General features: G+C 38.9%; 30 protein-coding genes. 15 read left to right on the top strand and 15 right to left on the bottom strand.

All coding sequences use genetic code 11. The features are described from left to right. Window positions 1-3: 3 nt before the first annotated feature. Window positions 4-696: a DUF4331 family protein gene (locus D2V08_RS10240; RefSeq protein ID WP_119608070.1), complete on the bottom strand. Its 693-nt coding sequence runs from the start codon at window positions 694-696 to the stop codon at window positions 4-6. A gap of 166 nt (window positions 697-862) precedes the next feature. On the opposite strand from D2V08_RS10240, the gene D2V08_RS10235 reads away from it, so the two are divergent. Continuing rightward, the gene (locus D2V08_RS10235; RefSeq protein ID WP_119608069.1) at window positions 863-2,056 is read left to right on the top strand and encodes an LETM1-related biofilm-associated protein; all 1,194 of its coding nucleotides are present in this window, start codon (window positions 863-865) and stop codon (window positions 2,054-2,056) included. An 87-nt stretch (window positions 2,057-2,143) separates the two neighbouring features. On the opposite strand, the gene D2V08_RS10230 is transcribed toward D2V08_RS10235, so the two are convergent. The 7 genes from D2V08_RS10230 to D2V08_RS10200 form a co-directional block, all read right to left on the bottom strand. Further along, complete coding sequence (locus D2V08_RS10230) at window positions 2,144-2,899, bottom strand: LytR/AlgR family response regulator transcription factor (RefSeq protein ID WP_119608068.1); 756 nt, start codon at window positions 2,897-2,899, stop codon at window positions 2,144-2,146. A gap of 38 nt (window positions 2,900-2,937) precedes the next feature. After that, entirely contained in the window at window positions 2,938-3,267 is a 330-nt protein-coding gene (locus D2V08_RS10225; RefSeq protein ID WP_119608067.1) for a 2TM domain-containing protein, read from the bottom strand. A 1-nt stretch (window position 3,268) separates the two neighbouring features. Beyond that, window positions 3,269-3,574 carry a 2TM domain-containing protein gene (locus D2V08_RS10220; RefSeq protein ID WP_119608372.1) on the bottom strand — a complete coding sequence of 102 codons (306 nt, stop codon included), beginning with the start codon at window positions 3,572-3,574 and terminating at the stop codon, window positions 3,269-3,271. A 2-nt stretch (window positions 3,575-3,576) separates the two neighbouring features. Further along, the gene (locus D2V08_RS10215) at window positions 3,577-3,879 is read right to left on the bottom strand and encodes a 2TM domain-containing protein (RefSeq protein WP_245980563.1); all 303 of its coding nucleotides are present in this window, start codon (window positions 3,877-3,879) and stop codon (window positions 3,577-3,579) included. A gap of 44 nt (window positions 3,880-3,923) precedes the next feature. Then, window positions 3,924-4,202 carry a 2TM domain-containing protein gene (locus D2V08_RS10210; RefSeq protein ID WP_119608065.1) on the bottom strand — a complete coding sequence of 93 codons (279 nt, stop codon included), beginning with the start codon at window positions 4,200-4,202 and terminating at the stop codon, window positions 3,924-3,926. Window positions 4,203-4,435: 233 nt separating this feature from the next. Beyond that, window positions 4,436-5,764, bottom strand: coding sequence for a 2TM domain-containing protein (locus tag D2V08_RS10205; RefSeq protein WP_119608064.1), 1,329 nt, complete (start codon window positions 5,762-5,764; stop codon window positions 4,436-4,438). A 6-nt stretch (window positions 5,765-5,770) separates the two neighbouring features. Continuing rightward, complete coding sequence (locus tag D2V08_RS10200) at window positions 5,771-6,394, bottom strand: tetratricopeptide repeat protein (protein WP_119608063.1); 624 nt, start codon at window positions 6,392-6,394, stop codon at window positions 5,771-5,773. Window positions 6,395-7,002: 608 nt separating this feature from the next. Between D2V08_RS10200 and D2V08_RS10195 the strand changes: the two genes are divergently transcribed. Both D2V08_RS10195 and D2V08_RS10190 read left to right on the top strand, forming a co-directional pair. Next, window positions 7,003-7,524 carry a nuclear transport factor 2 family protein gene (locus D2V08_RS10195; RefSeq protein WP_119608062.1) on the top strand — a complete coding sequence of 174 codons (522 nt, stop codon included), beginning with the start codon at window positions 7,003-7,005 and terminating at the stop codon, window positions 7,522-7,524. Window positions 7,525-7,681: 157 nt separating this feature from the next. Further along, a complete protein-coding gene (locus D2V08_RS10190) occupies window positions 7,682-8,284 on the top strand; it encodes an FMN-binding negative transcriptional regulator (protein ID WP_119608061.1) in 603 nt (200 codons plus the stop codon). Between the two features lie 8 nt (window positions 8,285-8,292). Here the strand turns inward: D2V08_RS10190 and D2V08_RS10185 are convergent, their stop codons facing one another. Then, entirely contained in the window at window positions 8,293-10,128 is a 1,836-nt protein-coding gene (locus D2V08_RS10185; RefSeq protein WP_119608060.1) for a PorP/SprF family type IX secretion system membrane protein, read from the bottom strand. 225 nt (window positions 10,129-10,353) lie between these two features. Here D2V08_RS10185 and D2V08_RS10180 point away from each other — a divergent pair, with 225 nt between their 5' ends. Continuing rightward, on the top strand, window positions 10,354-10,833 hold the full coding sequence (locus D2V08_RS10180; RefSeq protein ID WP_119608059.1) for a GNAT family N-acetyltransferase: 480 nt from the start codon (window positions 10,354-10,356) through the stop codon (window positions 10,831-10,833). A 118-nt stretch (window positions 10,834-10,951) separates the two neighbouring features. Next, a complete protein-coding gene (locus D2V08_RS10175) occupies window positions 10,952-11,374 on the top strand; it encodes a DoxX family protein (protein WP_119608371.1) in 423 nt (140 codons plus the stop codon). 1 nt (window position 11,375) lies between these two features. Here the strand turns inward: D2V08_RS10175 and D2V08_RS10170 are convergent, their stop codons facing one another. Further along, window positions 11,376-13,535, bottom strand: a complete 2,160-nt coding sequence (locus tag D2V08_RS10170; RefSeq protein ID WP_119608058.1) for a TonB-dependent receptor — start codon at window positions 13,533-13,535, stop codon at window positions 11,376-11,378. A gap of 213 nt (window positions 13,536-13,748) precedes the next feature. Between D2V08_RS10170 and D2V08_RS10165 the strand changes: the two genes are divergently transcribed. Together D2V08_RS10165 and D2V08_RS10160 are read left to right on the top strand one after the other, a co-directional pair. Beyond that, window positions 13,749-14,168 carry a DUF2141 domain-containing protein gene (locus D2V08_RS10165; RefSeq protein ID WP_119608057.1) on the top strand — a complete coding sequence of 140 codons (420 nt, stop codon included), beginning with the start codon at window positions 13,749-13,751 and terminating at the stop codon, window positions 14,166-14,168. 141 nt (window positions 14,169-14,309) lie between these two features. Further along, the gene (locus tag D2V08_RS10160) at window positions 14,310-15,251 is read left to right on the top strand and encodes a LysR substrate-binding domain-containing protein (protein WP_119608056.1); all 942 of its coding nucleotides are present in this window, start codon (window positions 14,310-14,312) and stop codon (window positions 15,249-15,251) included. Window positions 15,252-15,278: 27 nt separating this feature from the next. Here D2V08_RS10160 and D2V08_RS17575 read toward each other — a convergent pair whose 3' ends face one another. Continuing rightward, on the bottom strand, window positions 15,279-15,476 hold the full coding sequence (locus D2V08_RS17575; protein WP_119608055.1) for a hypothetical protein: 198 nt from the start codon (window positions 15,474-15,476) through the stop codon (window positions 15,279-15,281). Window positions 15,477-15,595: 119 nt separating this feature from the next. Here D2V08_RS17575 and D2V08_RS10150 point away from each other — a divergent pair, with 119 nt between their 5' ends. Beyond that, window positions 15,596-16,879: a D-alanyl-D-alanine carboxypeptidase gene (locus tag D2V08_RS10150; RefSeq protein ID WP_119608054.1), complete on the top strand. Its 1,284-nt coding sequence runs from the start codon at window positions 15,596-15,598 to the stop codon at window positions 16,877-16,879. Here the strand turns inward: D2V08_RS10150 and nudK are convergent. From nudK to D2V08_RS10130, 4 genes are all read right to left on the bottom strand, one after another. Next, the gene (gene nudK / locus D2V08_RS10145) at window positions 16,873-17,460 is read right to left on the bottom strand and encodes a GDP-mannose pyrophosphatase NudK (RefSeq protein ID WP_119608053.1); all 588 of its coding nucleotides are present in this window, start codon (window positions 17,458-17,460) and stop codon (window positions 16,873-16,875) included. The two genes, D2V08_RS10150 and nudK, sit on opposite strands and share 7 nt — an antisense overlap. An 8-nt stretch (window positions 17,461-17,468) precedes the next feature. Continuing rightward, window positions 17,469-18,122, bottom strand: a complete 654-nt coding sequence (locus tag D2V08_RS10140) for a DUF2461 domain-containing protein (protein WP_119608052.1) — start codon at window positions 18,120-18,122, stop codon at window positions 17,469-17,471. 115 nt (window positions 18,123-18,237) lie between these two features. Beyond that, window positions 18,238-19,038, bottom strand: coding sequence for a TIGR00266 family protein (locus tag D2V08_RS10135; protein ID WP_119608051.1), 801 nt, complete (start codon window positions 19,036-19,038; stop codon window positions 18,238-18,240). Between the two features lie 118 nt (window positions 19,039-19,156). Then, entirely contained in the window at window positions 19,157-19,612 is a 456-nt protein-coding gene (locus tag D2V08_RS10130; protein WP_119608050.1) for a DUF4442 domain-containing protein, read from the bottom strand. 167 nt (window positions 19,613-19,779) lie between these two features. Between D2V08_RS10130 and D2V08_RS10125 the strand changes: the two genes are divergently transcribed. From D2V08_RS10125 to D2V08_RS10095, 7 genes are all read left to right on the top strand, one after another. Continuing rightward, window positions 19,780-20,262 (top strand): DUF4870 domain-containing protein, encoded by a 483-nt coding sequence (locus D2V08_RS10125; protein ID WP_119608049.1) that lies wholly within the window; start codon window positions 19,780-19,782, stop codon window positions 20,260-20,262. Between the two features lie 229 nt (window positions 20,263-20,491). After that, complete coding sequence (locus D2V08_RS10120; RefSeq protein WP_119608048.1) at window positions 20,492-20,821, top strand: PadR family transcriptional regulator; 330 nt, start codon at window positions 20,492-20,494, stop codon at window positions 20,819-20,821. A gap of 9 nt (window positions 20,822-20,830) precedes the next feature. After that, on the top strand, window positions 20,831-22,567 hold the full coding sequence (locus D2V08_RS10115; protein ID WP_119608047.1) for a PspC domain-containing protein: 1,737 nt from the start codon (window positions 20,831-20,833) through the stop codon (window positions 22,565-22,567). Window positions 22,568-22,718: 151 nt separating this feature from the next. Next, window positions 22,719-23,441: a head GIN domain-containing protein gene (locus tag D2V08_RS10110; RefSeq protein WP_119608370.1), complete on the top strand. Its 723-nt coding sequence runs from the start codon at window positions 22,719-22,721 to the stop codon at window positions 23,439-23,441. A 108-nt stretch (window positions 23,442-23,549) separates the two neighbouring features. After that, on the top strand, window positions 23,550-24,560 hold the full coding sequence (locus D2V08_RS10105) for a dipeptide epimerase (protein ID WP_119608369.1): 1,011 nt from the start codon (window positions 23,550-23,552) through the stop codon (window positions 24,558-24,560). After that, window positions 24,560-25,606 (top strand): aminotransferase class I/II-fold pyridoxal phosphate-dependent enzyme, encoded by a 1,047-nt coding sequence (locus tag D2V08_RS10100; protein WP_119608046.1) that lies wholly within the window; start codon window positions 24,560-24,562, stop codon window positions 25,604-25,606. Before D2V08_RS10105 ends, D2V08_RS10100 begins: the two co-directional genes overlap by 1 nt. Before the next feature lie 184 nt (window positions 25,607-25,790). Beyond that, the gene (locus D2V08_RS10095) at window positions 25,791-26,234 is read left to right on the top strand and encodes a hypothetical protein (protein ID WP_119608045.1); all 444 of its coding nucleotides are present in this window, start codon (window positions 25,791-25,793) and stop codon (window positions 26,232-26,234) included. Window positions 26,235-26,259: the final 25 nt, after the last annotated feature.

Below are 26,259 nucleotides of genomic sequence, written 5' to 3'. Positions count from 1 at the left end.
TTCTTATTGTTTTCTGTTTGTAGTCACCCAAGTTTTGTAGACGGAAAGTCCAAGGGCGTTTGTAGCTGTTGGAACTCCCAACATACTATTTGGAATCTCAACTACTATTGATAGTGTATTGGCACCATCAAAAGTGTCAGCAGCTTCTTCTGGTGGTAAAAATCCACTGGGAGCAGAATCCGTTTCCGGGGAAATCACCGCGTTGAACTGGAAAAAGTCAAAAAAGAATGGATCTTGTCTCGGTCCAGCAAATAAGGATACTCCGTCTGAAGTGGTCTCCACAATGGCCGTAGCTCCTGAAATTTCCACATCGCCCAAAGCAGCATCCGTGTTTACTTCACTGCTCAATCCTGTTTGTGAAGGAGCGATTGGTCCAAAAAAGTACATTCTGCCATCTCTTGCGATAGCCTGAATCACTTGGTCTTCTACCAAATCACCATCCAAATCAATATTGATTTCGGTAAGTACATCCTCGTCAAAGGTTCCATAAGCCAATTCTGGCAACACATTGGATTGTAGGTCTACTACAAAAACAATGTTGTCCGAACCTTCGCTTGGTTCAAAAGCATAAAAATCGGCGATGTCCGCAGTGGTTCCAGCCGAAGAAGGCGCATCTATATGGTCTGCCGAAACCAATACGGTAGCTCCAATTACTAAGGCGCCCAAGCCTAATAGATATTTCGTTGTTTTTTTCATGTTACTTGTTTTTTAAGTTTTGTACACCCCTACCTACGGAACCTTTTGAAGAGGGGTTTTGTTTTTAAATGTTAAAATTGTCTTAACGTTATTTTATCGAAGTGAGTCACATTGGGTAAATCAAAGTCAGAGAAATTGTTTTACTTTGACGTGCTAATACATTTAAATGAACCCTTCTGCCTCCGGCTGGATCAATAAGTTTGGTCATCTCGTAGAACAAGAATCTTCAAAATTTGAAGATTTCAATAGTCTGTATGGGGAACTCAAAAAAAGTGGGTTCGTTTACGGCGTTCATTTAAACATACCTTCCTTTATTGAGGTGGAGCATACCTTGAGTGAGGATGAAATCGCTAAAATCAATTTACTGACCGCTCTGTACTTTACCTATACTTTTGAAGTAGGAAAGACTGATTTTGAAGATTTCGTCAATAAAGTATTTGAGTATTACCAATCTTTGGATGTTAGTCGAATTTCATTTTTGAACAAGATATTGACGGGGTCCAAAACAGAATCGCAATTGGAAAAATTAATCGACTCCAGAATCTATTTGAGCGACAATACTTTTAGTAGGGCCCTTGGTAATAGTTTGACCAATTCACTCCTATATGTTGATATACTCATCTTCATAATTTATCTCAGGGGTAAAAAAAACATGATGGAACACGCCCAACTTTTGGAGTATGTTACTATCAACATTGTGTACCATGCACTCAACTCCAAAGAGACCCATGATTCAGATGCAAAATTGATTCAATTGTTGGGGTCATCTTTAACTTATGTTGATCTTGATAAAGCAAAATATGATGGTAATTTTTCCGACCTATTGAATCAAAATTTCACTGGAAATGAAAGGGATTATTTTTTGGATATGGCCTGCTTGACCATATGGGAAGATAAGACTTTGGACTACACCGAAACCGACTATATTTTTGGTTTGGGAAAGGATCTTGACAAGCCCAAAAAAGAGGTGGAATTAGAGTTGGAATTTGTGGAAAATTTCTTTGAAGAGAACAAAGAAAAAATTGCCTATCTAAGCAACAAAAATTTGGCTGTTCAATTCTATGATGGGATGTCCAAAAATGTGAGTAAACTGATTCTTAGAAATAGCAAAAGATTAAAAAAAGAGCTTACCGAAAGTAGGGAGTTGGTAGCCCTTTTATCCAAGTCAACTGTTAAGGATTTAAGTGCGGAAGAAAAGAAAAAAGTACAAAATCAGTTGCTGGATATTTTTAAGAGCATTCCTTCTTTGGCCATTTTTATGTTGCCCGGTGGAGCGGTACTTCTCCCAATTTTCATTAAATTGATACCTAAATTACTACCCTCTGCTTTTGATGATAATCGTATTGAGGAAAACCAGTGATTTTAATGCATAAAACCCACTATAAGAAAAACTTATAATTAGTTTTTTAATATTATTATATTTTGATATTCAGATTTTTAAAATTATTTACTCCAACCACAACTTGAAGTCTCTTACACGTTCTCTACTTACTATCACTTCGTGCTCATCAAAATGATTTAATTTGATATTAAGCCTTGAATTTGTGTATGAAATGATGTCTTTTATATGATTGATGTTCACGTAGAATTTTCGGCTTACCCTAAAAAAAGCTTGTGGTTCCAACTCCTCCTCCAACTGCTCCAAAGTAGTGTCCAACAAATAATTTCTTCCGTCCGAAGTTGCAGCATAGGTCCCTTTGTTTTCACTATAAAAACATTCCACCTCGTCGGCATTTATAATTTTTAAATGTTGCCCTACCCTAGCTGTAAATCGTTTTTTAAATTCCCTTTCCAAGGGGTTTACCAAAAGCTTTTTTATGTCCTCAAAATCAATGGGTATTTTTTGATTTTCCGGCTTAAAATTCCGGTACTTTTTTACGGCACTTTCCAACTCTTCTTCATCTATTGGTTTTAATAAATAATCAATGCTATTTAACTTGAAAGCTTGGAGTGCATATTCATCGTAAGCAGTGGTGAAAATGATGGCGCTTTTCACTTCAATAACATCAAAAATTTCGAAGGAAAGACCGTCCGATAATTGGATGTCCAAAAAGATTAAATCTGGGTGTGAATTTTCTTGAAACCATATAATGGCTTCTTCTACGGAATGCAACATGGTGGATACCTCAATTTCCAATTCTGAGAGCAATCTGGACAACCGTCTTGCTGCCGGTTTTTCATCTTCAATAATTAGGACATTCATGTTATTATGGTTTGGTGTTTTGGTTATGGTATCGATGCTTATTTATGTGTTTCGCCTCCATCCTCATCCATGTATTTTTGGATTTGGCGTTGCTCCCACTTTTTAATAAAAGTAAATTTATCTCGGAATAAGATCAGTGTGTGTACCCCTAAAATAAGCCCCCAAATTATGACATTAGCGTTTATCCAATCGTAGTAATAAGATTCTTTTGGGAATGCTTCGGGCAACAAGGAAGTCAAAACACCTGTCTTTAGAAGATACAGGATGCCGTTTACGATGACAAAAATGGTAATATGACTGTAGTACCCTTTGAGTTCTTTAACTCGCTTTTTAGCGGTTTCCTTGGCAATATTTTTATCTATCATCATCTTATTTGTACTTGTTCATTTCCTCTTTGTCCTCGTCCATATATTTCTGGATTTGGCGTTCTTCCCAGCCTTTTCCCAATAGCGGGTTAAACCCAAAGGTTTTGGAAGCATGGAAAAACAATCCGATTCCCCAGGCTACTAATGTGATAAAATGCTCCCACTGCCAAAAACTCTCTGACCTAAGGTAGATATTAATCAAAATAAAGGTGTTTATGACTACATAAATGGCCAAGTGAATATAAAAACCCTTGAGCTCGTCCACCCTTTTTTTGGCCCTGTTATACTTTTCTTTATTAAAATTTTCCATGATTATTTCCATTTATTGTTTTGTTCATCATCCCTCATAAACTCCTCCAATTTGCGTTTTTCCCATTGCTTACCAAAAAACGGGTTCAGGTCAAATGTTTTAATAGCATGAAAAACAATTCCAATACCCCAACCAAAAGCGGCCCACAAAAACCAAGCGTAAGCAAAGTGATTTGTAAAGTAGTTGATCAGGGCCAATCCTGAAATTACCAGGACATAAGAAGTCAGGTTACCATAAAACTTTTTGAGTTCTTCCACGCGTTCCCTTGCCCGTATATATTTATTTTCTTTATCTGAAGTTTCCATTGTATTGTTATTTGATGTGATGTTATAGCTAAAAATACTCATTCTTAAAATTCTTTGTCGTTCATAAATTCCTGAATCTTACGTTCTTCCCACTCTTTTCCAAAAAATGGGTTTTGTCCGTAGGCCGTCATCCAGTGGCCCACCAAACCAAGCCCCCATCCAATGGCTGGAAATATGGCCCACGGGAACTCGGTTGTTCTAAAATTGAGGTATACCAGAAGAGGTATTACTATACAATAAGCGATTAGATTATGGTAGAACGATTTAATATTCTCTACTCTTTCTTTTGCTCTGGCGTAGCGATGTTCGTTTGAATTTTCCATGATTGTTCGGTTTTATTTTTTGATTACAGGGTAAAATTCGGCATACCTAACTACAAAAAGAAAAGTGATTTCCTGAACTGTAATTTTAGAAGGATGAATTGTGGTTGATAGAGGTGAAAGGATTAAGGGTGAAGAGGAAAGTTTAATTATCGATTTACAATGACCAATTAACAATTGAAGACCTCTGACATCTTACTTCCCACATCTGACTTCTGATATCTGGCATCTTATATCTAAAAGTCGTCCTTTTCCATAAGTTCCCTAATCTTGCGTTCTTCCCAACTTTTGCCCCATAATGGATTGTAACCAAAAGCAGCCATTCCGTGAGCGGTTAAACCAAATCCCCAGCCAAGGGTTGGGAAGAAAGCCCATAAAAAATCCGTGGTGCGGAAGTTAAGCCACCACAGAAAAGGTATTACAATGCAATAGGCCATTAGGTTACTATAAAAATCTTTAATGTTTTTTACCCGCTCTTTAGCATTTGCATATCGTTTCTCCTCGATATAACTCTCTTGAGTTTCCAAAACGGTATATTTTTGGGTAAGCATAGGGAGGAAGACACTAAAATTCTTTTCGGTCTTTTCGATAATCATTTCACGGTCCGTTAAAATATTATACCGCTGTTTTATGTTCTGCAGCCCTACGCCACTACTCTTTTTAACCACTTGCTTTTCTTGTAGATTGTTGCTCACCACTAAATTGGAGCCTTCTTCGAAAACCTTAATATGCAATGGTCGTGATGAAGTGACCACATTATGTTTTACCGCATTTTCCAATAATAGTTGAAGGGACAGCGGTACTATTTTGGCTTCAGGTTGAGAGCAGTTATCCGGAATATCGAAAATGATACTATCCTCGAAACGCATTTTTAGAAGTCTCACATAGGTTCTAGCGAACTTCAACTCTTCATCCACCGTAACCAAATCCTTATTTTTCTGCTCCAGTACATAACGATATACTTTGGACAAGGATGTCGTAAAGTTTTGGGCCTGATGTGGGTCCTCATCTATCAAACTAGTTAATACATTAAGGCTATTGAACAAAAAGTGGGGGTCTAACTGGTTTTTTAGCGCATCGAACCTGGCCGATGCCGAACCTGCAATTATCTTTTGTTCCTTGACTTGCTTTTCCTTGTTGTACTTGTAATAATAAGCGGCATAAAAAACAAGAGCCACAACCATCGCAATTAAAAAAGAGATGTAATACTCCCGTGGAGTTTCCTCTGAAAGAAAAACACCAAGGCTAACCTTATAGATCAAGACCTTTAAAACCAAACGGGCCAAAAAAATACCGATAATGGATGCAACAATATTGCCTATGATTCCATAACCAATGTATTTACGGGTAAACAGCTCTTTGTCATACTTCCGCATAAGCATAATAAAAGAAGCAGCATTGCAGAGGTAGATGATTATGGAAAATACTATGGTCTCCCAAAAATCTTTGGACAATTCCTTAAAGGTGAATTCCCAACCATTAACAAAGTAGATAATAAGTGACACAATAAAAATAGCCACCCCAATCAACAATGCCTTTAGAATTTCTTTTATTAAAAGTTTCATCTTTTTCTATTTCCCACAGTTTGCCAAAACTTGTTCTGCTCTTTCCTTGCCCCAAGAAGGGTAAAAAGGAGTTTCAGATTTAAAGGTAGCAAAAAGTTCCAAGGCTCTTTCCACATCCTTACAATATGGCGTGGTATCCTTGCCAAAGTAACGCGCTGACCCCATATCCCATTCTGCCTTTGAGAATACTACACGAGGATTGTTTGGCGCCAACTCCATTGCCTTTTGGTAAAGCTGGGCATTTTTTTGGGATAATGTCATTCCGTAGGTAGCCCCATCGAAGGCAATCCAAGCCGTGTTGATGAGCGCCTCTTGAATTAGGAGCTCAGGGTTGTCCGGAGAGATAGCCTTGGCCACATCCAAAAATTCTTTGGCCCTTTCCAGTTGTTTGCTCAGTTTATCCTCATCTTTTTCCCCGAAAGAAATCACCGTGTTTATTTGAGAAACATAATAATAGGGCAACCATTTATCGGGTTCCGCTGTAGCTATACGTTCAAACATATTGGATGCCTCCGTCGTTTTTTGGTTCTGCCATAACTCAAAAGCCTTTTCCATTCCTTTTGAGTAACGGTCTTGAGCATTGACAAATGTAGTTCCCAATAGTACGATCGATAAAATCAGTTTATTCATGACTGTCGTTTTATGATTATTGATGCCACAAAGGTGAATAGGGAACCGTGTTTTTAAAAAGAAGGATTACCCAACTGTAAATATTTGGGGATGGATTGTAGTTCGCATCCAGAACACCCTTAAAATAGGTAAGAAGAAAACTTGATTGAAGATTGCTATGAATATATATTTCCCAGCAAATATCAACCAGAAGATTTATGTAAATCTCATTACCGCAATCTTACTATTACAACAATGGAAGTACAAGACATGATTCTGTAAGAAAATCATCTAGATTCGTGCTCTTTCCACAAATAACATCTATTTTTAAGTCACTCATTTACAGATTTTTATTATATTTATATAAATGATGTTATAAAATATAATCACTCATATATTACAGACTGTATCCCATATAAAATAGACCTTTACTTGCAACTGAATTTTGTATTTGAGGACCAAATAGAGCAAGTTGTATTCCCAAATTACCCGACATTTTTTTAAGCCAACTATCGTAATCATCATTCTAGGTACCTATTGCCTTGAATTTAAGTATCCCTGCGGATAAATTCCGGTCATTCATTGATCGAGGTTTTCATTATAAATAATTAACCATAATCCAAGAAACAATGAAAAACATCATTCTCCTATGTACCATGGCTGTACTTGCATTAAGTGCTTGCCAACAAAGTCCTGTAAGGTATACGCAGGACTCACCAGAAATCGATACGGTTAAAAAATTGATTTCGAATTACAACAGTAAATCATTCGATACAAGTATGTATGCCGATACTTCTAAAATTTATTACAACACTAACAAAAATGCTTTATCTGCTAGCGAAACAATGGAATATCACAAACAAACAGATGCAAACTATGCCTCCAGAGGTTTTCAAAATGAAAACCAAGAATTTGAAATGGTAGTTACCGATGATGGCGAAACTTGGGTTAACTGTTGGCTGGATTGGAAAGGCACTTTGGCGGCCAACAATAAAGCAGTGGATATTCCTGTGCATCTGACCTATCAATTTGTAGATGGGAAAATCGTTAGGGAACACGGTTATTGGGACCCATCGGAAATTGTAATGGAGCTTCAAAAAATTGAAGCGGAAGCCAAAATGGCCGAAGAAGAAATGAAACCAATGGAATGAGTTTATCCTTATAAAACTTTCAATCACTAAAATGGGCCCTAATCTGGGCCTTTTTTATGTTCGAGGTGTTTTTGCTCGATAACTATTAAGGTTATATGGAATCATATTTATTATTTTTAGGCTTTTTCTATTCTTAAGGACAACCATTTTCATTATCATGTACATTCCACCGCATTATAACAACCCAGATATTGACGAAGTCAGGGACTTTTTAAGGCAAAACAGTTTTGGTATCCTGATTAACATTGTGGACCATAAACCATGGGGCACCCATATACCTTTGGAATTAGAAACCGATGAGAATGGTAAGGATATTTTAGTGGGACATATTGCCAAGGCTAACCCGCAATGGAAAAATTTTACTGATGAAGCTGAAGTCCTCTGTATTTTTAACGGACCTCATGCCTATGTATCCTCTTCCTGGTACAAAGAGGAGGAAGTGCCCACCTGGAACTATATTGCTGTGCATGTGTATGGAACCCTAAAGGTATTGACGGAAGAAGAAACCATGGCCTCCATGCTCCGATTGGTGGATAAATATGAAAAAGCCTCTAAAAATCCGATTTCCCTTAAAAATCTGTCTCCAAAGACGCTTCGTCAGGTAAAAGGTGTAGTAGGATTTCAAGTACAAGTATCGGATATACAGGCTACTTATAAATTATCTCAAACGCGGGCGGATGACCACCATAAAATAATTTCAGAGCTTGAAGAACGTCAAGATTCTGGAAGTCAAAGTATTGCAAAGCATATGAAAAACTAAAGTCCTAACTATTCAATATCTTGGAAAATGGCATCTGCCCAATTGGAGTACCTTGGATTTTCAACATGCATAATCCAAATTTCATCTTGGTATTTTCCCTTCATTTGAGATTTATAGGCAGCATATGCCTTTTCATTCTCTTCATATTTGGCCAAATAAACATAGTTGAGGCCATTATCCGGATTCTTGAAATATTGTGCTTCCAACCCTTGACTTTTTAGCTCCTGCATAAAGTTTTTAAGGTAAATCTCATTTTTGAACACATTGGCCACAATATAGTGTCCTTGTCCAACACCTTCTAGATTGATAAACTTTTCTATAGGTTTGAAATCGCCACCATTAAACGTTCCCTCACTTTTCGTTTTCGTTTGTTTAGTGACCGGTGTAGTGTTTTGGGCTAAAGCTGCAGTGGTTGAAACCTCAATTGCATTATAAACAGAGTCCAAATCCTGATTGTCCGCCAAGTACAATTTTTGGGCATTCTTCTCAATATCAGGAATCTCATTTCCGTTGTGCCTTTTAACGATTCGCATAACCATCTCAAAGCGTTTTTCCATTTCCTGCTCTCTACTTTGCTTCATGGAATCCATTTTGTAAAGCAGATCATCAATTACAGCGTAACTGTCCTCTTGTTGCTCCTGTAATTGCGCTATACGCTCCTCCCAATAGGCCCTATCCTCCTTGTTGTATGGTCGCAATGTGGTTTCTACATCCAACTTACTTTGTTGCTTCGTTTTCTCAGCTTCATCACTTGCATCAGCTACAGCTGAATTTTCAATCTTCTTTTTCTCTTCCTCTTCATTAGAAACGAATGTGTTTTTGGAAAGATTGGGAACAAAAGAATAGGCAATGGATATTTCGTGTGTAACCCCTAGATTGGCAATACTATTGGTCAAACTTTTTTCAAAATTATATCCAAAGGACAGCCTTTGGTTCAAGTTAAACCCAGTACCGGCAGATGCTCCATAAAATTGGTCGTAGCCACCTTGGATCCAACCCAATTTAGGAAGATCCAAAATGATACCTCCTCCAAAAACAGGGTCTTCATTTCCTTCAAAACGAGCGCGTGCCAAAGGCATCAACCTACCATCTTCAAAAATTCCTCTTCCATTTTCGAACTCGTGTGCAAACTGAATGTGACCAGAAAAAGTCTTTTGGTTAAGATTGGTCAAGGATTTTCCTGATTTTATATTATAATCCACCAAATTTTGAGCGAAGACACCAAAATCGAACTTTCCAATACTTAAATTAAGTCCAGGTTGAAACGAAATCACGGAACTTTCCTCCAATTCTCCCAAAGAGGGGTCTTGATTCTGTGTTATTGCTCTACTTGGATCAAAGCTGCTTACATAATAAGGAATGTTTACACCAAAAGTTAGGCTGCTCTCCTCCCCCAATTGGATGCCATGGGAATAGTTGGCCATTACCCCTAAATTGGAGATTACTCCTGCTTGTTGGTTGTATAAGCTAAAGCCAAGTCCTACTTTATCGTTAAGTCTACCGCTATAGCTCAAAAAGTAGTTTTGCCGATTATTATCGAAATCAGCACTTTGACTTCTATGGAAAAAGTTTACATAGGATTTATCCTCTCGAATGGAAGAAAATGTTGGATTGATCAAAAACCTGTTGAATTTCAACAAATTTTGAAATGGGACATCGTAACTTACATAGGGATTATTTTCTTCTTGGGCCTGCAAAGGCAGACCTAGAAATAAAACAATCAATAGCGCAAAAAGGTAACGCTCAAATTGGGACGGAAATGTGGTTTGAAAAAACGGGGGTAGTTTTATCTCCATAGCCGATTGGGATTTGTAGGTTAATATTCCTGATTGGGTCAGGTTCATATGTTTTTAATAGTCTCATCAGCAAGATTTGGGAACTTGTAAGAATTTTATGACTAATTATAATGTAAATCTACATATTTAATCGCCCAACTGGTAATTTTTTCGTTGAACGGTTCTGCGAATTGATGGATAAGTAGTTACAATCCATAGAAATTGGGTTTCAGCTTATACAATGTTACAGAATTCGATTTATTTTTAACAATGAAACCTTGAAAATTACCCTGAATGAACATACCATTTACCATTGTCCCTTATTCTGAAGCTTTTAAAGATGCATTTAGGACGCTGAACGAGGAATGGATTACCAAATATTTCAAAATGGAAGAAATGGATCGCATTACGCTCCATCATCCTAAAGAATACATTTTGGATAAAGGAGGTTATATAGCCGTTGCACTGCTTGATAGAAATCCGGTAGGTGTATGCGCTCTTATTCCTTGCCAGTATGATGGTTTTGATTTTGAACTTTCAAAAATGGGAGTATCTCCCAAAGCACAGGGGAAAGGTGTTGGCAAATTGTTGGGGCAACACATTATTGAGCAAGCAAAGCAGTTGGGTGCAAAGAAAATCTTTTTGGAAAGTAACAGAAAGTTAGCTCCCGCCCTATCCTTGTACAAAAACCTGGGATTTAAGGAAATAACCAAAATTGCTTCTCCTTATGCACGCAGTGACATTCAAATGGAGTTGACTCTCACCGACTCTTAAGGTTCGTTTATACATAATTTTATACCAACCCTACGGTTTTTATAGGTTTAACAACACTTTTATTTTATAAGAAACTAAAAATGAGTATCTTATGTACAAAACCTTAAACTTCATCGCCATGGGTTCGATTAAAAATCTCAATAAATGGGCCAACGCCCATACCTATCTTTTTTTGGATTTGATACGAATTATGCTTGGGGTCGTGCTTTTTGTCAAAGGAATTGAGTTCATGTCCAATTTCATGGAAATGGAGAAAATGGCACGTCCGTTCAAAAACATACCTGGAGGTATGCTCATTCTACATTATATTGTTCCCGCACATTTTGTTGGAGGTATTTTAATAGTGGTAGGTCTTCTTACTAGGTGGGCTGCCATTGCCCAACTACCCATTCTTTTTGGAGCAATACTCACTAATTTTTTAGGGGACATGAACACCAACAACCTAATTTTGGCCATCGTTGTTTTAATTTTATGCCTCTTTTTTATTATTTACGGCTCTGGCAAACACTCCGTGGATTACTATCTCAAAATGCAGCAATAGATTATAGATTATCCAATTGATTACTTTTCCCATCAGAGCTAATCGTCCAGAAAAATCCAACAAAGAAAAAACTATCCGCTGGTGGCGTAATGGCCCGTCTATCATATATCCCGTCTCCATTTGGAGTATTTGCATATTGATAATCACTCACATTATTGATACCCAGAAGATTGCTAACAGAGAAATATAAAATTTTTTGTTGGTCGATAAGGTAGGCCCAGTTAAAACTAAGGTTGTTGTAAGATTTTGTTCTTTCCTGCATAAAACCGGAGCTATTGGGGTTGTTGTAAGGTCTACCAGAACCGTAGGAATAGGAGAAACCAACTTGAGACCTCAACTTATTCACCCAATATTTGGTGACCACCGACAAATTATGCTTTGGCGCAAAATTTGGGGCCGCCTTTCCGCTGAAATTTTGGTAATTCCTCTCTGTATCCAAATAGGAATAGGATGCCCAGTAATCAAGGTTCTCAATGCTTTTGCTATCTCTCCAAAATATGTCGATACCCTTTGCATACCCGCTTCCTAAATTGGTGAAGTTTGAATTAAACTGTGGCATATCCGTATCATACTTTACCAATCGGTCATAATTCTTATAATAAAGCTCTGTCCTAAAGGTTTTCCCATTGTTGATGTATTGATAATTGAGAATGTAGTGCGATGCTTTTTCCATTTGTAAGTCTTGACTGAACTTAACCACTTCGGTTAGTGGTCGCTGAAAAAAATCTCCATATGCCAATGAAAACTGCCCTTCCTCTCCTGGTTTATAGGCCAATGACACCCTTGGCGATACCTTAAATTCATCCAAAAGGCTACTTTGGGTTCCCCGAACACCCAACTTCATCGCAAACTTATTGCTCAAGAAAATATCAGATTCCGCAAAAGCGGCCCACAAACCATCATTATATCCATTGTAAAATTCATTATTCAAATCCGTATAGGTTTCATCATACTTGGTATTAAAATATTCGGCACCAAAGCTTAAGTCCAATCGATTACTAAAGTTTTTTCTTGCCTTTACCTTAATATGTGATGATGTTTCATTGGCATCCACCCTATTTTCTTGAATATCTATATCATTGGTATCCCAAGCAATAGAAGCCCCCGAGGTAAGACTCCAATCATTTTCAAAATAGTACTTGTACGATGAGTTGAAGTACAGATTATTGTTTTTCAAACGGAATCGGACATAATCATCAAAATTGATGTCCTCTTGCTCAATATCCAAATTGGCATGGTTAAAACCCGTGTAAAGTTTAAACATGCTCTTTTCGCCTTTACTCCTAAAAACAGCTTCGCCCGAAAGGGATTCGTACGGACTTTTCCAACGCACTCCTTGGGTCGACGGAATCAAAGCTTCGTAGGGAGCCAAGTTCATGTAACTGGTATTGAGACTCAAGGATTGGTCGCCCCATATCTCGGTGTGGCCAATACCTCCCCCCACACTCATAATGGAAATATCGGTTTTCTCCTGTAGGGGCACATCGGTTGTGTTCAATAAAAGTACGCTGGACAGCGCTTGGCCGTATTCCGCCGAATACCCTCCCGTACTAAAGGAAATACCCTTGAAAAGAAATGGTGAAAACCTTCCACGTGTCGGCGTATTGTTGGCAGTGGCATTAAAAGGCTGAAAAACTCGTAGCCCGTCAATAAAAACCTGTGTTTCACCTGCCGTACCACCTCGTACAAATAACCGTCCATCCTCGTTTACGGTTGTAGTTCCCGGCAACGTTTGCAGGGCCGCCACAAAATCACCCGCAGCACCGGCCGTGGTAACAATATCCAAAGGTTTTAGCACCGATACTTTGGAGTTATCGCCAGCCTCAAAAGTTCCTGCGGTTAAAGTAACCCCTGTTAACGAGTTGACCGATTCCAATAGCTTTATATGCAAATCCTTGAAATAGGAAACATCGCCAGCTTCATAATGCGACTCATAGGATAACATGGAGACGATAAGCGTTTGCAAGCCCTCCTCGGTAGTCTCAAAACTAAAGTTTCCATTCTCATCTGACGATGCGCCGTCGTAAGTGCCTTCCAAATAAATGTTGGCGCCTTCAATTGGATTATTTTTAGCGTCCGTTACTTTTCCTGTGATGGTCTGCTGGGAAAAAATAGCTCCCGTACATAATAAAAAGGTGACTAGATTGATGATGATTTTCATGACTGCTCGTTTTGATTGATGCTACAAAATTGCTCTCGGCAACCTTGCCAAACGAAAAGGAAATACCCAATTGTAGTTTTTTAAAGATGAATTGAAAACCCATTTTCACTATTACAATTCACACCCAAAAATCAACATTTCAGTAGCTTGGAATTTTATAGAAGAAGCTTCTTTCTCAGTTTTGAGTCATACAAAACATCAAAAACAAACATTATGAAAACTGTTACACTAGCTTTAAGTTTCTTCTTTGTGAGTCTAATAGCAATGGCCCAAAAAAAGTCGGGGGTGGACATCACTATTACTATCGACAACATAACCAGTAATGAAGGAAAAGTACTCGCAGGACTTCACACCGCAGAAACTTTTATGAAAGGACCTGGCGTTCAAAATCTTCAAAGTACCATTGAAGATGGAAAAGTGACGCTGACATTTACAGATGTTGCACCGGGCAACTATGCCGTTATGGCCATGCACGACGCCAATGAGAACAACCGAATGGATTATCAGTCCAATGGTATGCCCAAAGAGAGTTATGGAATGTCCGGAAACGACATGACAATGGGACCTCCTAGTTTTGACAGTGCCCAATTTCAAGTGAACGAGGAAGATTTAGAATTTACCATAAGGTTTTAATCAAAAAATATCATCAATCATCAAATAGCCTGCTCAATGCAGGCTATTTATTTTTATACGAGCTATACTCCGAGGATTCTGTTCTTTCTATAGATTTACCTGATAGTTTTTTATACATTTATGCCCTAAACTTATACTTGAATGACTATTACCCAGCTACAATATGTATTGGCCGTAGCAGAGCACAAAAACTTTACCCTAGCCGCAGAAAAGAGTTTTGTTACACAACCTACCTTGAGCATGCAGGTTCAGAAATTAGAAGATGAACTTGATGTGCTCATTTTTGACAGGAGCAAAAAACCTATTACCATAACAGAGGTTGGCAAAAAAATAGTTGATCAGGCAAAGAACATTGTTGCCGAAGCAGAACGAATCAAAGATATTGTAGATCAAGACAAAGGATATATCGGAGGAGACTACACCTTGGGAATCATACCTACAGTAATGCCGACACTGCTTCCGATGTTCCTAAATGCTTTTATAAAGAAATATCCCAAGGTAAATCTGATTATAAAAGAACAATCTACCAAAACAATGATCAAGAACGTTATGGATGGTCATTTAGATGCGGGAATTGCAGCAACCCCTTTGGAGATAGAATTTATAAAAGAACGTCCATTGTATTATGAACCTTTTGTTGGTTACGTTCCCAAGAACCATCGATTGGCTTCGGAGGAACTTTTGAGCACAGATCATCTAGATGTCAGTGATATTCTTTTATTACAGGACGGACATTGTTTCCGCGAAGGCGTCATCAACCTTTGTAAAGCATCACAAAACCTTCGTGGGGAACATTTTAAAATAGAAAGCGGAAGTTTTGAAACTTTGGTAAGCTTAGCCGATGAGGGAATGGGCATGACCTTATTGCCCTACTTGAACACTTTGCATTTGGAAGAAAATAAAAAGATTAATCTTAAGTCCTTCCAAAAGCCTACCCCGGCAAGGGAAATAAGTCTAATTTATCATAAAAGTGAGCTAAAAATACAGATTACCGATGCGTTACGAGAGGTCATTTCCAGCATTGTACGTGGAGCCATTGCTTTTCAGGACGTAAAAATAATCAGCCCTTTGGGTAAAAATTAAAAGAGCCGCTTTTTAGCGGCTCTTCTTTTATGTTTTTAATAAGATTAATGTTGAATGTAACTCTGGTTTGTCCACAATATAAAATTGCAACCAGATTCTAAGTTCTTCTACTTCACTTGGCAATAGTCTCGAAATAGCTTTCCGAAGCTCCCTCATGAAAAGTTTAACATCAAAACTCACCTTCTGAAGGACAGTTTTGGTGTAATCAAACATAGCTCTAGGCATATTAAATTGATTAAATTGCGTATTAGGTTGTCCTTAAAATTACTAAAAAAGCTGTTTATAAAGCTCAATTTCCAGTTAAAAATTGAACAACCTGTTGTTAAAATCGATGAACTGCACATATGTACGCATTAAACAAGAGTTTACATAACTTATTGATTTTTAATTTATTATCTATTTTATTCCTTTCGATTGGATGTAATTCTACCAAAAAGATGGTCAACTCCCAATTGAAAAATAATCATTTGGGAAATTCATTTCATGGCGTGGTAATAATCGATGCCAATACCCGAAAAGAAATTTATAACCGTAATGGTGACAAATACTTCACCCCTGCCAGTAATACAAAGATTGTAACCCTTTATACGGGATTGAAACTTCTTCCCAAAAACATTCCTACACTAAAATACGCCGTGGCCAACGATACCTTGTTTATTGAAGGTACAGGCGACCCATCTTGGCTTCACCCCTATTTTAAGGACAGTACAGCGATACATTGGTTAAGAAATCAGGAAACCATTGCACTTTATACCAAAAACCATAATGAGAATCGTTACGGACCGGGTTGGGCCTGGGAAGATTATGACACCTCTTTTTCGCCTGAGAAATCCGCCATGCCCCTATATGGCAATGTGGCAACCATTTCCAATGTTGAAGGATTGGAGGTTTCTCCCAATACTTTCTTTAATAAAACATCAGTGAAGGATACTACCTTGAAACGAGAGGAGTTATACAATCGGTTTTATGTTTCTCCGACTCAGAAAGACACTTTGGAAGTACCTTTTGTGACCAGTGACAGTTTAACCCAACAATTATTGGAATCTGCCCTCGACAAAAAAATTATTTTATCACATCATTTCCCGGAGGGTGTTAAACATACGGTCTATGGGATAGAGAATGATTCTATTTTCAAGAGAATGCTTTTTAAGAGTGATAACTTCTTGGCCGAACAATTACTATTGGCAGCTTCGGCCAATGTTTCCGATACATTGAGTACAAAAAGCGCTATTAATTTTATGTTGGAGCATCATTTGAAAGATTTAGAACATCAACCTCGGTGGGTAGATGGTTCAGGACTTTCACGATATAATTTGTTTACCCCGCGTTCCTTTGTACAAATCCTTCAGAAACTTTATAATGAAGTTCCCGAGGAACGCCTTTTTGGGATATTTCCATTGTGGGGACCAGATAGCACGGTTGAAACATGGGAAGACCCGACTACAGAACCGTTCCTTTTTGCCAAATCGGGATCTGTAGGCAACAATTATAATTTAAGTGGGTATGTGAAGACAAAATCGGGCCAACTGCTCATCTTTAGTTTTATGAATAATCATTTTAGGGTCCCATCTTCAGAAATAAGAAAAACGATGTACAATACCCTAAAAGGTCTCTACGAAAACTACTGATCGAAAATCCCTTGAATCTGAGCATATTGTAGAAGCATAATGGTCTTGGCATCTTTAATCTCGCCCGTTTTCATCATTTCCAGTGCTTTTTTAAAATCGAGCTCCAACACTTCAATGTTCTCTGTTTCATCCTCAGCGCCACCCCCTTCGCTTACTTTCATGGCATCATTGTATTCACCAATAAAAAAGTATAGTATCTCTGTCACCGAACCAGGTGACATGTAAGCTTCAAAAACCTTTTCCACCTTATCGATTTCATACCCGGTCTCTTCCTCCACTTCCATTTTAATGGTCTCCTCTGCATTGCCTTTCTCCAACAGTCCAGCACAAGCTTCTACCATCATTCCATCTTTGTTGCCATTTAAATAAGTGGGCATTCTAAACTGCTTGGTCAATACCAACTTTCCTTTTTCAACATTGTAAAGAAGTATGGCGGCCCCGTTGCCACGGTCGTAAGCTTCACGTATTTGTTTTTCCCATTCTCCATCTTCTTTTTGATACTCGAAAGTTACTTTGTTCAAAGTATACCAATTGTCGGATAAAATCTCTTTTTTGATATTTCTTACATTTCCGTATTTCATGGTCAGGTTTAAACGGTTACTGCTTGGTTTAAATATTGGCGAAAAGGAAGCATTTCCTTATAGACTTGGACTATTTTTTCTTTGAAATCATTACCAAGGACTTCTTCTTTGGACAACTCAAGTTCTACGGCAAAGGTTTTGTTGCGCAGGAGTTCTATATGCGGATGATTTTTGGAAAATCCTTTGGGTGATGAAACAAGTTTCTCGTCCTCGTACAGACCTCTAAACATTTTTTTGAAAGATGGCTTATCCAATATCTGTTGCAGCTCCTCGCCATTATAATCTATTGCATCGCGGATACTTCGTAGTGTTGTGGAATCGGGTCGCCAACGACCACCTGCCAGCAAGCAATGTTTTAGTCCAATTTCGATATAAAAATCGGCCGAATTGGGAGCCTTGTCCAAACCCGCCCCAAAATGATCTTTGTAAATGGGTTTGTTCGGGTGGAACATCAAATTATTATTGATTCTATTGATGCCTTTTTTACCCGAAGTTGGGTAATAATCGTCATGGAGCTGGGCCATGGTCATATCCAAATCATCCAACCAAGCGATAAAGTCGTTCCGAAGAGATTTGTACCATTTGCGATTGGCATCCATCCATTCTTTATTGTTGTTTTGTTGAAGTTCTTCCAGAAAGTGGAACAGATCGTTGAAATTCATATCCACAAAAGAACTAATTTTTTTCAGATATAAGGCATCAGCCTTCAGATATCAGATTCTGACTTCTGACTTCTGACTTCTGACTTCTGACTTCTGACTTCTGACTTCTAAAAATCTAGAATCTATTATCCCCATCCAACAAATCGCCAAGACCGCCCAAGATACTTCCTTCACCTTTATCTTTTCCGCCGCCACGGGGTGCAGCAGCCCAAACACGACTGGCCAATCTACTAAATGGCAAGGATTGGACATAAACGGTTCCCGGACCACGAAGCGTAGCAAAGAAAAGTCCTTCTCCACCGAATACGGAGTTTCGGATACCTCCAATGAATTCAATATCGTAATCCACAGTTTGGGAAAAACCAACAATACAGCCCGTATCTACTTTTAAAGTCTCTCCAGGTGCCAATGTTTTTTTGGCCATGGTTCCACCTGCATGAACAAAGGCCATACCATCACCCTCCAATTTTTGCATAATAAAACCCTCACCACCAAAAAAACCACGTCCCAAGCGTTTGGAGAACTCAATCCCAACGGAAACGCCTTTAGCGGCGCATAGGAATGCATCTTTCTGACAAATAAACTTCCCTCCTTTTTCGGAAAGGTCTATGGGAACAATTTTACCTGGATAAGGCGAAGCAAAGCTTACTTGCTTTTTACCTTGTCCAATATTCAAGAAGGCCGTCATAAAAAGGCTCTCGCCCGTGAGGAGACGTTTACCCGCAGAAAACATCTTGCCCAACACACTGTTGTCCTGGTTGGAACCGTCGCCAAAGATGGTATCCATTTTAATATCGGAATCCATCATCATAAAAGTACCTGCTTCGGCAACGACAGCTTCTTGTGGGTCCAGTTCTATTTCCACATATTGCATTTCTTCGCCGTAAATGTGGTAGTCGATTTCGTGTGCGTTCATTATTTGATTGTTTTTAAGTTTTTTTGATTTCTGTTTATATGTTGGGAAAATGGTTGTTTTGTTACAGTTTAAGGAAATCCGATGTACTCCAACTTTTTACCTTAGCCTTTAACCATAACTATCCCTTCACCTTCACCGTCCACTCAAAATGAAAAGTGGATACTTCTACCCCATCTTGGTTTACCCCTACCGATTTCATCCAGCAAGTTTGTCCTTCGCCTGTTTCTACGGTTTTTTTAATGGCATCAGCAATCAATTCACCATCCTCACAAGTAAAGTTGATTCTCCCCGTAGCTTTTTTGGTAAAGGTAGCTTTGTTGTTCGCCACGAGCATGGATACTTTTTTACCGCACTTCTGGATTTCATTCATCACTAAAGCTCCAGTACTGAGCTCGGCGGCCATCCCCTGAACGGCCCAAAACATGGATTTAAACGGATTTTGATTCATCCATTTATGCTTTACCGTGGTAATTGCTTTTTTTTCATCAATATACTTGAGCCGTACCCCGCACCACCAGGCCGAAGGGAGCTTTAAAAACGTGAATGTGTTGATTTTACTGGGTGTCAATGCCATAACTTAGGTTTGTTTGGCTTAAAAATAGGCAAAAAGATGATACTTATAATTGTTAATTTTATGTTAAATTATAGTACTTTGTTTTGCATAGTACTGTCTTTTGGATATATATTTGCATGGTAAGCTAATAGGTTAACCCCTTTACAATCAAAAAACATCAATCAAAAATGGCAACTACAATCACCAAACACGAACGAAATTTATCCGCAATCATCCATGCGTCCATGTTCTCGAAGTACTTTATTCCTTTCGGGAATTTTATACTCCCGTTGATACTATGGACGGCCAATAAGAAGCAGCATGAGTTTGTGGATTATAATGGTAAACAGGCATTAAACTTTCAAATTAGTATGTTGCTTTATTCCATCGTGGCAGGTTTGATCACCATTCCTTTTTTTATTGGATTTTGGCCAGACCTGTTCGATTGGAATTTTTTCGGGTTTCACGACCTCAGCGATTTGAACAACCTAAACATTCATATAGATAGTGACGATTTTAGGTTAGGACGACTGATTTGGCCTGTGGGCATATCTGGATTTTTACAGGTGTCCCTCGGTATCGTAAACATTGTGTTTACCATTTTGGCCACAATCAGAACCAACGAAGGGGAATATTTTAAATATCCCTTTACCATTAAATTCATCAAGTAATATATATATATATATATATATAAAGGAGCTTAATCACCTCCACAGCAATCATCATCAATCAAAGTAAAACGGAGTTTAACCATCAATCAAAAAACGAAAAAACATCAAATCATCAATCAAAGAACCGTTTCCACTCCCCTGCCCAATTCAGGGGAATGGAGTGGAAACGTTACCAAACAAAGTTTGGCAGAACAAAAACGAACAGTTAATTTAATAGAACCATGAAATTATGAACATAGAAAACACAAAAGCACAGATGCGCAAGGGGGTTCTAGAGTATTGCATCCTGTCCATCCTAAGGGATGACGACAAGTATGCCTCAGAAATTCTGGGAGCCTTAAAGGACGCAAAGATGTTAGTAGTGGAAGGTACCATATATCCTTTGCTCACAAGGCTAAAGAATGCCGGATTGCTCAACTATCGTTGGGAAGAATCCACATCGGGACCACCTCGCAAATATTACGCCCTTACAGAAACAGGCCAGTTGTTCCTTAACGAACTCAATGGTACCTGGGATGAACTAAGAAATGCAGTCAATCTGGTAACCAACACAAAATAGAATCAAAAAATGAACAAGACAGTAAATATAAATTTAGCAAATACGCTCTTCCATATAGACGACGACGCGTATAACAAGCTGAGACGGTATCTGGAGTCCATAAGACGATCATTTTCAGGTACCAAGGGAAGCGACGAGATCATTGCCGATATCGAGGCAAGGATTGCCGAACTCTTTTTGGAGAAAATGGAAAACGAGCGACAGGTAATCACCCATAAAGAGGTGGACCAAGTAATCGAAGTAATGGGGCAACCCGAAGATTACATGGTGGATGAGGATATTTTTGAGGACGAACCCAAAAGATCCCATGCAGAACCTACCGGTAGGGCCAAAAAGCTATATAGGGACGTAGACCATAAATATATCGGTGGTGTTTGTGCCGGTCTGGAACATTATTTGGGCATTGATTCCCTTTGGATAAGGCTCATATTTATCCTTTTGGCCATTTTCACCAGTGGTTTTGGTCTAATCGCCTATATCCTGCTTTGGATTTTGGTTCCCGAAGCCGCTACCACCTCGCAAAAGTTAGATATGCGGGGGGAGCCCGTCAACATCAGCAATATAGAACGCAAAGTTAAAGAGGGGTTTGATGATGTTGCCGAAAAAGTAAAAAGCGTTGACTACGATAAAGTAGGCGACAAGGTCAAAAGCAGCTCCAAGACCTTTTTCGATACCATAGGGGACATTATTCTGTTCCTTTTTAAAGTGTTCGGTAAGTTCATAGGTATTCTATTGATTATCATCGGGGCATCTACCTTGGTAGGACTGTTCTTCGGTCTGTTTACGGTAGGTATGTTCGATGCGGTACATGTACCGGGTATCGATTTTTACGAGATTGTGAACACCTCCGGGGCACCGGTATGGGTTGTATCCATCTTATTGTTCTTTGCTGTGGGTATCCCGTTCTTCTTCCTCCTTTATTTAGGACTGAAGATCTTGGTTACCAACCTAAAATCTATCGGTAACATTGCCAAGTTCGCTCTTTTGGGGCTTTGGTTGATATCCGTGGGTACCCTAATTGTGCTAGGAATCCGTCAGGCTGCAGAATTCTCATACACAGGAAGTGTTAATGATAGGACAGAACTTTCGCTAGAAATTCCGTCCGACACGCTGATGATCACCATGAAGGATGATGCGCACAGGGATTACAACCGAGACGACGTTCATTTTGGAAGGATGACCTTTGGTTATGACGAAAATGACAACCGCATTTTGATGTCTGACGATGTGGATATCAAAATAAGAAAGTCGGATACGGACTCCATCAGTATAAACATTAGGAAAGATGCTGATGGAAGCTCTACCCCAGCTGCCCGAGATCGCGCTAGGAGCATTACATATACCTATACGGTTGATGGCAATGAAATTATGCTGGACAAATATTTGACCACGGAAACATCAAACAAAGCGAGAAACCAAGAAGTAACCATAACCATTTATGTTCCAGAAGGGAAGACCGTTTATTTTGATAATTCAACCAACCGCTATATTGGTCGAGGAATCGACAACGACCAAGGTTTTTATAGAAGTGGCATGGCAGGTCAACACTGGTTGATGGGTGACGACGGAGAGCTGCAGTGCTTGGATTGTCCAGAAGACAATGACGATGATTCCGAAGGCAATGGCAAAATCATAATCAATGAAGATGGTATCGATATCGACATCAAAGACAACCAAGATTCGTTTGAAATGAAAATCAACGAAGATGGGATAAAAGTTAAAGCTGGGGAAAAAAGTAACAATTGAGCCCCCTAATTCGTCAATTGAGTAAATCTTAATTCAAAATACACACATTTAAACAGACATTTACACTGAAATTAATTCAGTAGTTAACAAATCAGTTTTCAAAATCAATCAATAGATGCCCAGTCGAGCTGAGCATAAAAAAACAACAATCATGACAACACTAGCAAGATTAGCAATCGCCGCGCTCCTATCGTTATTTGCATCCTCATGCATGATAGATATGAACTTCGGCAACGGAAAAACAGGTAACGGCGAAATCGTTGAGGAAAGCCGCGATGTAAAAGAGGATTTTGATGTCGTATCAGCTTCCGAAGGTATCGATGTATTCGTAACCCAAGGATCCGATTTCAACATTTCGGTAGAAGCTGATGAAAACATCATTGATCTTATCGGAACCGATATTAAGGATGGAAGACTTAAAATCCATGCCATAGAGAACATTGGCAGAGCTACAAAAAATGTCTATGTGACCCTACCTAAGGTTACAGCATTGGAAAGTTCTAGCGGTGCCGACCTTATCGCACAAAATGTAATCAAAGCAGAAAACATTGAACTAGATTCCAGCAGCGGTGCCGACCTGCACGTAGAAGTTGTAGCAGGCGAAGTATCTGCCGATGCAAGCAGCGGTGCAGACATCAAGGTTTCTGGTCAAGCAGACGTTCTTTATGCCGATGCCAGCAGTGGTTCGGACATTAAAGCGAAAGACCTGATGGTTAAAAGATGTAACGCTGATGCCAGTAGCGGTGCAGACATCTCCGTGAATGTTTCGGAGTCTTTGGTGGCCGATGCCAGCAGTGGAGCGGACATTAAATATACTGGAGAGGCCAGTGTAAACACCAAAAAATCCGTTTCGGGCAGCGTTCGTAAATATTAATCCAATTCCCTTTAAATATGCAAAGGCCTGCTGATTTTTCAGTGGGCTTTTGTTTTTATTATGTTTATCCGAAGCCCTATCTTAGCAGGACTCAATTCCCAACTAACTATGCAGACAGCACTCAAGAAATATACGCTTCAACTAGCACACACTTTTACCATTTCTAGAGAATCCCGAGATGAGCAAGACACTTTGGTTGTTTGTTTATCCCTTGATGGTAAAACAGGTTATGGCGAGGCCACCTCTAATCCCTACTATAAAATTACCATCGAAGGAATGATGGCAGAAATAGAAGCCGTCAGAGACCAAATTGAAGCATATGACTTTGATACTCCTGAAAACTTTTATGAGCATTTAGAGTCCCTGAACCTCCATAAATTTACCCTTTGTGCCCTAGATTTGGCCGCAAACGACCTGTATGGCAAACTCAAAGGCAAACCGCTCTACGAAATCTGGGGCACCAATACTGATAAATATCCCATTACGAATTACACCATCGGTATTGACACTATAGAAAAAATGGTGGCCAAACTTCAAGAAAAACCTTGGCCCCTGTATAAAATTAAATTGGGGACCCCCGACGATGTTGCCATTATAAGGGAACTCAGAAAACATACAGATAGTATTTTCCGAATTGACGCCAACACCGCATGGACCGCAGAGGAAACTATCAAGAATGCCCCTTTATTAAAAGAGCTTGGCGTAGAGTTTTTGGAACAACCCCTTAAAGCTGATGATTGGGAAGGTATGGCCTTGGTTAAGGAACAATCCGTGCTACCCGTTATTGCTGATGAAAGCTGCATTATAGAAAGTGATGTGGAGCAATGCGGACCCTATTTCCATGGCATCAACATTAAATTGACCAAATGTGGAGGGCTAACTCCAGCTAGGCGCATGATTAAAAGAGGCAGGGAATTAGGGCTACAGTTGATGGTGGGTTGCATGACAGAATCCACTGTAGGTATTTCTGCCATAGCACAATTGTTGCCACAACTAGATTATGTGGATATGGATGGCGCTATGCTATTAAAAGGAGACATTGCCACAGGAGTAGAAATTTTGGGAAATGGAAAAGTTATTTTTCCAAAGTTAAATGGTAGCGGAATAGAATTGCTGTAATGGCCCATTCAATAGATCGCATTCCTGACAGACAAATCATCATTGATGGCAAACCCCATTTATATTTTGGCGGCACCTCTTATTTAGGGCTTCAAAACTATGAGCCCTTCAAAGATGTATATCTTCAGAACGTACTGAACTATGGTATGCACTATGGCGCATCACGAAAATCAAATGTATCACTAGAAATATATAGCAAGGCCGAAAACTATTTGGCAGAATGGGTGGGCAGTGAAGATTGTCTTACGATGTCCTCTGGTTATTTGGCGGCACAATTGGTGGTTCAGACCCTATTGGAAAAAGGGCACACGGTATTTGCCGCACCACACGCCCATACCGCACTTCTAATAAACGGTATAAAGACAACATCAAGTATTGATGAATTGGGCCAGCTTGTATCGAAAGAGGTTGATAAGAACAAACTGTTGCCTGTTGTTCTTTTTGATACTATTGATTTTTCAGGTCAGCAATATCCCGACTTTAAAAGTCTTACCAAGCTCCCCTTGGATAAAGTGATTTTAATCGGTGATGATTCCCATGGTATTGGCATTGTTGGTGATCATGGCAATGGTTGTTTTAGTATGCTCAAAGTACTAAAGTCAGCCAAACTTTTGGTTTGTTGTTCACTCGGCAAGGCTTTGGGCATGCAAGCAGGGGCCGTTTTTGGAGACAAAGAAGATATTCAATTTTTGGAATCTACATCGTTTTATGGTGGCGCAAGTCCGGCTTCACCTTCATTTATGGGAACACTATTGAATGCCAAAGAATTGTTTTCCGAACGATTGAAAACGCTCAAAACCAACTACCTTTATTTTAAATCACAATTAAAAAATCCATCATTTTTCAACCATATGGAAGGCCATCCAACCTTCGAGTTTGAGAATACCGAAGTGGCATCTGCCCTAAACAAGGATGGATTTATTTTCACCAATTTTAATTACCCTGATGAAAACGGGCCAATCGTCAGTCGTATTGTTTTGAGTGCATATCATACAAAAGATGATATCCGAAGATTGATTTACAATCTTAAAAGGCATTTAAAATAACAAGATGGATATAATCACCTATTGGTAAACGATTCTCAATCAACCAAAAAATCCTACATTATGAATTTATCAAAAATAAAGGGAGAAATATGAATTAGATTCATTTTTACAGCTCTTAAATTTAATATTATTAATATTTATTCTTACCTTTTAGATATTCTAACACTTTTAAAAGTAGGGCATTATGAAAAAATCAGTTTTACTTTTTACTCTCGTTTTTATTTTCTTAATCGCGGGAAGCTTTAAAGGACACGAAACAACCAAACCAAGTATCGAAGGTACATGGGAGTTACAAAGTTTTTACAACTATGACGGAGAAAACGTTATAGATACCATTAAAAAATCGGATGGATACAGACAAGTAAAAATGTATTCCAAAGAGAAAATTATGTGGACCCGATATGTGCCAGATGAACCCAATGGAAGATTTGGGTATGGTTCTTACAGGGTAGCGGGCAACTCTTTAATTGAGGTGATTGAATATGGTGACGACGATATGATGAAAGCATTGGATACCATGCGAAACTTTACTTTCGAACTTATTCTAAAAGAAGATACATTCAGTCAAATTACGGTTGACTCGGATGGCAACAGAACTTTTTCAGAGAATTACAAGCGGATTGATTGAGTTACAATCAACAAAAAAGGCACTG

It is taken from the genome of Flagellimonas lutimaris (genome assembly GCF_003581615.1).
Taxonomy (GTDB): domain Bacteria; phylum Bacteroidota; class Bacteroidia; order Flavobacteriales; family Flavobacteriaceae; genus Flagellimonas; species Flagellimonas lutimaris.
The sequence above is the reverse complement of the archived record's forward strand: the minus strand, read 5'-3'. Positions and strand labels throughout refer to the sequence as shown.